General features: G+C 43.0%; 1 protein-coding gene. It reads right to left on the bottom strand.

Annotation, left to right across the window (positions count from 1 at the left end):
• A partial coding sequence (locus AWB54_RS15085; RefSeq protein ID WP_153014780.1) for a tyrosine-type recombinase/integrase occupies nt 1-280 on the bottom strand: 280 nt, incomplete at its 3' end.
• Nucleotides 281-451: the final 171 nt, after the last annotated feature.

Here is a 451-nt window from a genome sequence, read left to right as displayed (position 1 = left end):
GCGTGTTGAAAGTTGACTTGTTGTTTAAATCGTATTTTTTTACCCGAAAATAATAGGTTATGATTGCGGTGCAGTGAATGGGGATAGTAATTATTTGAGATTTGTTTCCTTTTCCAGTCAAGCGAACCTTTGACGGAAAAGACGGCGTTGCTAACGTGATGTCCTTCAAAGTTATGTCGCACAGCTCCTGCGCCCGTGAGCCAGTAGCATATAATGCCGCCATCATCGCGACATCGCGCTGTCCGATCGCTTTTGATGTATCAGGCAGTTTTAGCAGCAATTGAATTTCTTCCTTCGTAAAGTATTTTATGTTATTATTCTTCGGCTCTTTTTTCTTTGCGGAAGTAATTGCTTCGGAATAAAATGGCTAAGATGCGGCAAAGGATTTCTTGGCGGCATATTTTGCAAACGCAATGATCGCTGAGCGGAGCACATTGCGCGTTGTAGCGGT

Origin of the sequence: Syntrophomonas wolfei subsp. methylbutyratica (genome assembly GCF_001570625.1) — a bacterium.
Classification (GTDB): domain Bacteria; phylum Bacillota; class Syntrophomonadia; order Syntrophomonadales; family Syntrophomonadaceae; genus Syntrophomonas; species Syntrophomonas methylbutyratica.
This window is presented reverse-complemented; position numbering and strand designations above follow the sequence as displayed.